Genomic DNA, 9,824 nt, shown 5'->3' with positions numbered 1-9,824 from the left:
AACGTGAAATGTCCGTCCATGGAAAGTGGACGGACTTTTGGACGTGACGGAACCATGAAAAGTCGTCCAATAGCCGCTAGTGACGGACTTTTCATTAGGTTTTCCACTTTTTATCTAACTCCTTGAAAATAACGAAAAGAATCCCTTTTTCTTTTTAGGAGCTTTTTTGATCGGCACTTCTTTTTTTACATATATCTCCTCTTTATCAATCGCATAGTCATGAGCAAGAGCTAAGCCAATTTCTGAATTATAATCCTTATTAGTCACCATCGTGTATTCTATCCTATATTTTGAAGCTAGTTTGGTATATTTTGAAAGTTCTTCGTAATTCATATTTCCATTTAAGTAAAGATGAGCTTTCCCATTATCCTTTAGCGCCTTTTCAATTTGAGGATAGATGCCGTCTTCTCTAATTTGGGATTGTGTAAGGGCAATCACGATTCGTTCTCGCAAAGTTCCAAGGAATTTCCTTCGTTCATCAGGCTTTGTTTGCTTCTGGCCATGGATTCCCTGGAGGATATAATCATCGATATTATTAGACAAAGTAATACCTCCTGTTGTTTTTTTCTCAACAGCCACCAATAAGTTAATTGTATATAGATTTTAAAAGAAGGGCTATTAATATGTATGTTTTATTGTATCAAGAGGTGTCATCTTTGAAAAATCATACGGCAAAAAAATCCCCCCTTCACAAAGAAGAGAGGATAAAATGGGAGAAAAATTGGTCAAAAATCACGATAGAATGATTGATAAACGAAAATCAATTAGCTAAACATACTGCAGTCATACAAAATCATCATACTTCCTGTTTTGCGGATGTAAACTGCTCCTCTTCCGTTGAACCCTTCAAGGCGGTTGTGGAAGAGGTTCCACCTGTAATCGTCATTGAAACTTGATCGAAATATCCGGTCCCCACCTCCCTTTGATGTCTAGTAGCTGTATAGCCATGCACCTCGCTTGCAAATTCAGCCTCCTGTAATTCGGAATAAGCAGCCATGCCACGGTCTTTGTAGCCGCGAGCCAATTCAAACATGCTGTGGTTTAAGGCATGGAAGCCAGCAAGGGTAACGAATTGGAATTTGTAGCCCATTTTTCCAAGCTCAATTTGGAACTTCGCAATCGTTTCATCATCAAGCTTGCTCTTCCAGTTGAATGATGGAGAACAGTTATAGGCAAGCATTTTGCCAGGAAACTTTTCATGAATGGCTTCAGCAAAGCGCCTTGCCTCATCCAGATTAGGCTCCGCCGTTTCGCACCAGACAAGGTCCGCATATGGGGCATAGGCTAATCCTCTTGCAATAGCTTGGTCAAGACCTGCTTTAGTCCGGAAAAACCCTTCAGGTGTTCGATCTCCCGTAATGAAAGGTGCATCATATGAATCTACATCACTAGTAATTAAATCCGCCGCATTCGCGTCTGTTCTAGCAACTACTAGAGTCGGCACACCCATTACATCTGCTGCTAACCTAGCAGCAATTAGGTTTTTAACGGCTGTCTGTGTCGGTAATAAAACCTTTCCTCCAAGATGTCCGCATTTTTTCTCGGAAGAGAGCTGATCCTCAAAATGGACGCCTGCTGCTCCGGCTTCAATCATCCCTTTCATTAATTCGAACACATTCAGCTGGCCGCCAAACCCAGCCTCCGCATCAGCCACAATCGGAGCGAACCAGTCAATGGATGAATCCCCTTCCATATGATGAATTTGATCTGCACGCTGCAGGGCCTGATTAATTCTCTTGACTACGCTTGGAACACTGTTAGCTGGATACAGGCTTTGATCAGGATACATATGACCGGAAAGATTGGCATCTGCCGCTACTTGCCAGCCGCTTAAATAGATTGCCTTCAATCCTGCTTTTACCTGCTGAACAGCCTGATTTCCTGTCAATGCTCCTAACGCATGAACAAAATCCTCTTCATTCACAAGCTTCCAAAGCTTTTCAGCTCCCCTACGTGCCAGTGTATATTCAATATCGATGGAGCCCCTTAATTGAATGACCTCTTCTGCAGAATATGGTCTTTCAATCCCTTTCCAGCGTGCATCCATCTCCCAGCTTTCCTGCAATTGCTTCACTCTTGAATCATTCATTTGTGTTACTCCTCCTTTAAAATGTTTTGATGAAATTCAATGTTGTTATATTACAATTCATATTATACATTTTGTATTATATAACAGATAATTCTGAAAGGGAACCCCATTTTATAAATATTTTGAAAATTCTAATCGATCATTCATAGAATTCAACTATTTTCCGCTCACCGCTTTTTTATTCTTGAACAGGGAATGGGACGGCCTTTCTTTTACCGGCGGCCCACTTTTTGACATTGAACGGGCAATGAGACGGCGTTCCATTTACCGGCAACTGCCTTTTTAATCTTGATCGGGGAATGAGACGGCGTTTCTTTTACCAGCAACCGCCTTTTGGAGCTTGAATGGGGAATGAATATAGATTTTTCCCTTAATATCTTCTACGCTGAATAAAAGATATTTTCTTAACGAAAAAAAAGAGTGATCTGTCCAATGACAAATCACTCTTTAAAATTAGAACATTTCTGATGTTGTTTTCGCTTGCATGTGAAGAAGCAGATAATCAGGTCCGCCTGCTTTAGAGTCAGTTCCTGACATATTGAATCCGCCAAATGGCTGGTAGCCTACAATAGCACCTGTACAACCGCGGTTAAAGTATAGGTTTCCAACATGGAAATCTTCACGTGCTTTTTCTTGGTTCATACGGTTGTTGGTAATAACTGCTCCCGTTAAGCCGTATTCTGTGTTGTTGGCAATGTCAATCGCTTCATCGAAATCTTTAGCTTTTGTAAAGCCTACAACTGGTCCAAAGATTTCTTCCTTCATGATGCGAGATTCTGGTGAAAGGTCAGCGAATACAGTTGGTTTGATGAAGTAGCCTTTGGAATCGTCCCCTTCACCGCCTGTCATTAGCTTACCTTCTTGCTTTCCAATTTCAATATAGCTCATGATTTTATTGTAAGCACTTTGGTCAATAACTGTTGCCATGTAATTATTTTGATCTACTGGATCACCTTGTGTTAGTTGATTTGTTAATTCAACAACACGGTTTAATACTTGATCATAAACATCTTCAACAACTACTGCACGTGAACATGCAGAACACTTTTGTCCGGAGAATCCGAAAGCAGAAGCAACAATAGAAGTCGCAGCTAGTTCAAGATCTGCTTCTTTATCGACAACAATCGTGTCTTTTCCGCCCATTTCTGCGATTAAACGCTTCATCCAAATTTGACCTTCATTCAGCTTAGATGAACGTTCGAAAATACGCAGACCAACGTCACGAGAACCTGTGAAGCTGATGAAACGAGTGTCTTTATGGTCAACTAAGTAGTCGCCCACTTCTGCACCGCTTCCTGGAACGAAGTTAAGAACACCTGCTGGAAGTCCTGCTTCTTCCATGACTTCAACGAATTTCGCTGCAACAATTGGCGTTGTTGAAGCTGGTTTTAATAACACAGTGTTTCCTGTTACGATTGCAGCAACTGTCGTACCAGCCATAATCGCTAACGGGAAGTTCCAAGGAGAGATAATGATTCCCACTCCTAATGGAATGTAGTCATAACGGTTATATTCGTTTGGACGGCTGTTTACTGGAACACCATCTTTAATACGCAGCATTTGACGTGCGTAATATTCTAAGAAATCAATTGCTTCTGCAGTATCTGCATCTGCCTCATTCCATGGCTTTCCTGCTTCTTTTGTTAAAAGAGCAGAGAATTCATGCTTGCGGCGGCGGATAATCGCTGCTGCTTTGAAAAGAACGTCTGCACGAATTTCCGGCTTAACCTTTTTCCATGTTTTGAACGCTTCAACAGCAGCCTGCATCGCTTTTTCGGCTAATTCTTGACTTGCTTTAGACACACGGCCAATCACTTCTTCCTTATTAGCAGGATTGTATGAAGTAATTTTATCTTCCGTTGTAATGCGTTCTCCGCCAATTACTAAATCGTAGTCTTTTCCTAAATAGCCTTCAACCGTCTTTAAACCTGTTAAATAAGCTTGACGGTTTTCTTCTTCTTTAAAATTTGTAAATGGTTCATGTCTGTAAGGTTGTACCATTTTCTTCGCCTCCACATATCTACTAAAAATGACAAATGAACACGTAGTAAAAGAAACGCCAATTTTGTGCTCACTGTTATCTTTGTATAGCTTTTGCATCCAATTCCCATTTTAACATGTTTTGATTTAACCGTTCAAACAACACGGTCTAATTTTTGGAAAGTTAAAAAACAGACTTCTCCTCATCCTCGTATATTTTTCACGAATAATGAATTTTGACTCTTCCATTCCATCTCAAAACATACTAATTGTAAATGTGAACGAATGGTTCATTTTGGTCAGCTTTGCGGACAATCAAGGCTTCCGGACCATAAACGGATGAAACATTAACCTCTATGGAGATATATTCCGGAAAATGTTTCATCACAAGACTTGCAACATATTGAGTAAATCCAATCCCTTCAGCCTTTCCATAAAACTGTATTGGAATATTAATGGATAGCTCTTGCATCTGTCCCTGAACATAATACGCTTTACCAATTACCCCATTAAAATTAGGAAAATAGGATTCGACATCTTGTTTAAAGTTCAAAAAGGATGTTAAATCATCGCGATGATTTTCAGTCGCAGCTGTTGATGGAAATTGGACATACTTTTCATCAATCTTTTCCCATCCTCCTAGTTTAGAGCTGCCCTTTGGGGCATTCGCATAAGCGAAGAAATTCCCAGGAACGACGGATGTTTTACTTTGCTGTTCAAATAAGGCAATGGTAATCGGAACATCCTTGAGTTGATCCATTTGCCGCAATCTGCTCAATACCTCATCCGCGAGCTTCTTTCCCTCTTTTTCAAGTTCGGCATGACTAATTTTTGTTTCATATGTCGGCCCATATTGGATCTTTTGGTAATAGTAAATGGAATTGAGAGCTAGCCCGACGACGACTCCTCCCAATTTATACTTTCCCTCGTCATTTTTAATTAGATAATTATGTTCTAAAATATGGGCCAGGTATTTCGGGGTCTCTTCTTTTCCATTATCAAGAGGGTTAAGTCCAATGTTGTCCTCTTCCTTTAATTTATTCTCTTCTAATTGGTCAGAAGTGAATTTTCGGTTTAGCCAGAGGCCAACTGTCTTTCTTTTTAAATGCTGTCCTTCTTGAAACATATATTTATCCGGGTCAAAATTGTTTTGTGCAACCCGCATCAGGCCCGTTTCAAACTCTGTAATATCATATTTTGAATTAATATTACCTACGACGAGTCCTCTTGATTCACTCGGTTCAAAAGGCAAAATCGTACGGTAGTACTGATCCGAAATCCTATAGCTTGGAATTATTGCTTTCTCTTTAGCATCCTCTTTTTCATGGACCACTTCATCCTGTCCATTGAACTTTGGCGCACACCCGGCAAGAAGAAGGCTTAAAGAAAGAGCAAGCAATATTATTTTTTTCACGGAATTCCCACTCTCTCCTTTTGTCTTTAGAAAATCTAATCCTTTAATTCCTCCACAAGTCTCTCTTCATCCCAAATATCGATTCCTAATTCCTGTGCTTTCGTCAGCTTTGAACCTGCATCCTCACCTGCGATCACAATATCTGTTTTCTTACTTACACTTCCAGATACTTTACCACCTAATGCCTCAATCTGATCCTTTGCTTCATTTCTAGACAGCCTTTCAAGCTTTCCTGTTAACACAATTGTTTTTCCAGCAAAAATCGACTCTGAATTTTCAGCAGTTACGAGCTTAGGACCTTTATATTCCATATTCACGTCAGCTTCTCTGAGCTCTTGAAGAAGTTCTTTAACCTCCTCTTGTTCAAAAAAGGCAACAATGGAATCAGCCATTTTCTCACCGATTTCATTTACGGCAAGAAAATCATCGCGAGTAGCTGCTTCAAGACCTTCCATGGATCCAAATTGCTGGGCAATGGTTTTGGCTGCTTTTTCCCCAACATGACGGATACCTAATCCAAAAATAAGTTTTTCTAGTGAATTTTGCTTAGAGGCTTCGATCGCAGCCAGTAAATTTTGAACTGACTTTTCTCCCATTCGCTCAAGCTGAATAAGCTGTTCATACTTCAGCTTATACAAATCTGCTACATCATGGATCAGATTTTCCGCAAATAATTGGCTAATCACCTTTTCTCCTAATCCATCAATATTCATCGCATTTCGGGAAACAAAATGAATGAGACCTTCACGGATTTGTGCTGGACACTTTGGATTAATGCAGCGTAAGGCAACCTCTCCGTCTAGGCGAATAAGCTCACTTTCACATTCTGGGCAATGAGTCGGCATGTGAAATTCTTCTTCTTCCCCTGTTCTTCGGTCAGCTAATACATTTACCACCTCAGGAATAATGTCACCTGCTTTTTTCACAACGACTTGATCCCCAATTCGGATATCCTTTTCTCGAATTAAATCCTCATTGTGAAGAGAAGCACGCTGAACCGTAGATCCAGCCACACGGACTGGCTCCAAGATCGCTGTTGGTGTCACGACACCTGTTCTTCCTACGCTTAATTCAATAGCCTTTAAGGTTGTAATAACCTCTTCAGCTGGAAACTTATAGGCAATGGCCCAGCGTGGACTCTTTGCTGTTGTTCCAAGATCCTGCTGCTGTTCAAACGAATCCACCTTGATTACAATTCCATCGATTTCATACGCGAGCTGAGGACGTTCTTTCGTCCATTTTTCTACATATTCAATGACCTCATGGATGTCCGCACACTTTTTTCGCTGCTTATTCGTCTTAAATCCAAGCGAATCTAAAAAGTCCAATGCCTCACTATGTGAATCGATAGCTGTTTCACCTGTATCTGTCACACTATATAGGAAAACATCAAGATTTCTAGAAGCAGCAATTCGCGGATCAAGCTGGCGCAGTGAACCCGCTGCCGCATTTCGTGGGTTGGCAAAAAGCTCTTCACCCTTCTCCACTCTTTGATGATTCAATGACTCGAAGGAACGCTTTGGCATGAATGCTTCGCCGCGGGCTTCCAGTGAAACCTCCTTATTTAAGCGAAGCGGAATGGAACGAATCGTTCGCAGGTTAGCTGTAATATTCTCTCCAGTGGATCCATCCCCTCTCGTTGCACCGAGAACAAATAATCCATCTTCATAGCGAAGAGATACAGCTAATCCATCAATTTTCAACTCGCATACATAGGAAAAATCATCCCCAACAACCTGGCGGATACGTCGGTCAAAATCCATTAAGTCTTGCTCGCTAAAAGCATTGCTAAGACTTAACATTTGGGACTGGTGCTGTACTTTTTCGAACATATCCAGAACCTCTCCGCCAACCCGTTGCGTAGGTGAATCAGATGATTTTAGTTCCGGAAATCCTTCCTCTATTTCAACTAACTCTCTCATAAGCCTATCGTATTCCGCATCCGGAACAGATGGCTGATCAAGAACATGATACTCATAATTATATTGATTTAATAAATTTTTCAATTCATTTACTTTATTTTCAGCCATTTGAAGATCCATAGATTCAACCCCTTTCATAGAAAAAGCTCGGAACTCCTATCCCTTAGTTATCGGCGCAAACTTAGCCAATAATCGTTTGATCCCGATTGGTTTTGGGAAAGCAATATCCAATTCAATGCCTTCTCCTTCACCCTTCACACTAACAACGGTACCCGTACCCCATTTGCCATGCACCGCTTTGTCGCCAACCTTCCAGCCTAATTCATCTCCGCCTGTTGCATTCATGGCTGGACGAATCACTGGCCTTCTAGGCGTTGGTCTTCCCTCTGATGAAGACCCTAGCGCTGTTCCTCCGAAAGGCGAAGCCGATCTTTTTGCTGGCTGGATTCCATCGAGCAAGTCTTCAGGTATTTCTTTTATAAAGCGCGAAGGAGGATTCATATTCGTACGACCGAACAATGTTCTCAATTGAGCATTAGTTATAAACAGCTCTTCCTCTGCTCTCGTTATTCCTACATATGCGAGTCTGCGTTCTTCCTCCATTTCTGCCTCTTCCATTAATGATCGGCTGTGAGGGAAAACCCCTTCCTCCAGACCAATTAAAAAGACAGTTGGGAATTCAAGACCTTTTGCCGAGTGAAGGGTCATTAAGACAACAGCATCGGCTTTTTCCCCATCATCATCTAGCTTATCAATATCAGCGACTAACGCTAAATCCGTTAGAAAGGCTACTAAGCTTTTGTCATCACTAGCCTCTTCAAAGCTTTTCGTTACGGATAGAAATTCATCCAGGTTTTCGAGACGGCTTTGAGCTTCAATTGATTTTTCCGCAATCAGCATCTCTCGATATCCTGATTTCTCTAGTAATTCTTCCACTAATTCCGTAACAGACAGGTACTCCTGCATTTGCGTATAGTTATTTATTAAATCCCTAAATTCTCCTGCAGCTTTCGTAATCTTCGGGCTTAAACCGATTAGTTCAACAGATTGCAAGGCTTCAAACATCGTCATATCGTGCAGCGATGCAAAGTCAGCAATCTTATCAATCGTTCCTGAACCTATTCCGCGTTTTGGGACATTAATAATTCTTTGCAGGCTTATATCATCACTTGGGTTTGCAATCAGTCTTAAATAAGCGAGAATATCTTTAATTTCCTTACGGTCGTAGAACTTAATTCCGCCAACGATGGAGTATTCGATGTTTGATTTTAAAAGAACTTCCTCCATGACACGGGATTGGGCATTCGTGCGATAAAGAATCGCAATATCCGATAAATTCCGCTTTCCGTCTTTCGTAAACTCTTTTATTTTGCCGACAACAAATTGAGCCTCCCCTTGCTCACTATCTGCCCGGTAGTAGAAAATCTTATTTCCTTCGGGGTTTTCTGTCCAAAGATTTTTCGCCTTTCGATTCATATTTCTAGAGATCACTTGATTGGCTGCAAGAAGAATTCTTTTCGTGGACCGGTAATTTTGCTCAAGCAGAATCACTTTAGCATTGGAATAATCTTTTTCAAAGGAAAGGATATTGGCAATATCAGCCCCGCGCCAGCGGTAAATAGACTGATCCGAGTCACCTACAACACATAGATTTCTAAATCTTGCTGCTAAAAGCTTTACGAGCATATATTGTGCTCGGTTTGTATCCTGATACTCGTCGACATGTATGTACTGGAATTTTCTCTGGTAGTATTCGAGAACATCCGGTACACGCTGGAAAAGCTGAATCGTTATCATAATGAGGTCATCGAAATCCAGTGCTTGATTTCTTCTGAGTCTCTTTTGATATTCTGTATAAACATCACTGACAACCTGCTGATAATAGTCGCCGGTTGTTTTCGAATATTCCTCAGGTGTTGTCAGTTCGTTTTTAGCCGAGCTAATGGAACCAAGGATGGCTCGGGGATCGAATTTCTTCGGGTCTATGTTTTTATCCTTTAAAATCCCTTTGATCACTGACTGCTGATCTGTAGTATCTAGAATGGTGAAATTACGATTATAGCCAATGCGGTCAATATCTCTCCTTAAAATCCTCACACACATCGAGTGAAAGGTCGAGATCCAAATCTCATCAGCCGCTCCGCCCATCATTCTCTGAATCCTTTCGCGCATCTCTCGCGCGGCTTTATTCGTGAAGGTAATAGCCAAAATATTATATGGATTGACCCCTTTTTCTACCATTAAATAACCAATTCGGTGTGTTAACACTCTTGTCTTGCCACTGCCGGCACCAGCCATTATTAATAGAGGTCCATCTGTTGTCTTTACTGCATTCTGCTGCTCAGGGTTTAATCCCTTTAAAAGCTTATCTGTTAAAAAATTCATTCCTTCAATCACCGCCAAACATATGTTCTGTTGC

Annotated in this window: 6 protein-coding genes; all 6 read right to left on the bottom strand. The window is 41.0% G+C overall.

What is annotated here, in order from left to right; all coding sequences use genetic code 11:
- Nucleotides 1-114: 114 nt before the first annotated feature.
- The gene (locus tag V7149_RS14665) at nt 115-543 is read right to left on the bottom strand and encodes a YueI family protein (RefSeq protein ID WP_335346355.1); all 429 of its coding nucleotides are present in this window, start codon (nt 541-543) and stop codon (nt 115-117) included.
- A 253-nt stretch (nt 544-796) separates the two neighbouring features.
- Complete coding sequence (gene aceA, locus V7149_RS14660; protein WP_335346354.1) at nt 797-2,089, bottom strand: isocitrate lyase; 1,293 nt, start codon at nt 2,087-2,089, stop codon at nt 797-799.
- Nucleotides 2,090-2,542: 453 nt separating this feature from the next.
- Nucleotides 2,543-4,090: an L-glutamate gamma-semialdehyde dehydrogenase gene (gene pruA, locus V7149_RS14655; RefSeq protein ID WP_335346353.1), complete on the bottom strand. Its 1,548-nt coding sequence runs from the start codon at nt 4,088-4,090 to the stop codon at nt 2,543-2,545.
- Between the two features lie 244 nt (nt 4,091-4,334).
- A complete protein-coding gene (locus V7149_RS14650) occupies nt 4,335-5,483 on the bottom strand; it encodes a CamS family sex pheromone protein (protein ID WP_335346352.1) in 1,149 nt (382 codons plus the stop codon).
- A gap of 35 nt (nt 5,484-5,518) precedes the next feature.
- Entirely contained in the window at nt 5,519-7,525 is a 2,007-nt protein-coding gene (gene ligA / locus V7149_RS14645; RefSeq protein WP_335346351.1) for an NAD-dependent DNA ligase LigA, read from the bottom strand.
- Between the two features lie 36 nt (nt 7,526-7,561).
- Nucleotides 7,562-9,790, bottom strand: coding sequence for a DNA helicase PcrA (pcrA, locus tag V7149_RS14640; protein WP_335346356.1), 2,229 nt, complete (start codon nt 9,788-9,790; stop codon nt 7,562-7,564).
- Nucleotides 9,791-9,824: the final 34 nt, after the last annotated feature.

Origin of the sequence: Bacillus sp. JJ1503 (genome assembly GCF_036965125.1) — a bacterium.
GTDB lineage: Bacteria > Bacillota > Bacilli > Bacillales > Cytobacillaceae > Cytobacillus.
This window is presented reverse-complemented; position numbering and strand designations above follow the sequence as displayed.

What these genes read in the sequence shown, in the direction of transcription:
- aceA (WP_335346354.1), bottom strand. Translation starts at nt 2,089, where the DNA reads ATGAATGATTCAAGAGTGAAGCAATTGCAGGAAAGCTGGGAGATGGAT.
- pruA (WP_335346353.1), bottom strand. Translation starts at nt 4,090, where the DNA reads ATGGTACAACCTTACAGACATGAACCATTTACAAATTTTAAAGAAGAA.
- ligA (WP_335346351.1), bottom strand. Translation starts at nt 7,525, where the DNA reads ATGGATCTTCAAATGGCTGAAAATAAAGTAAATGAATTGAAAAATTTA.
- pcrA (WP_335346356.1), bottom strand. Translation starts at nt 9,790, where the DNA reads ATGAATTTTTTAACAGATAAGCTTTTAAAGGGATTAAACCCTGAGCAG.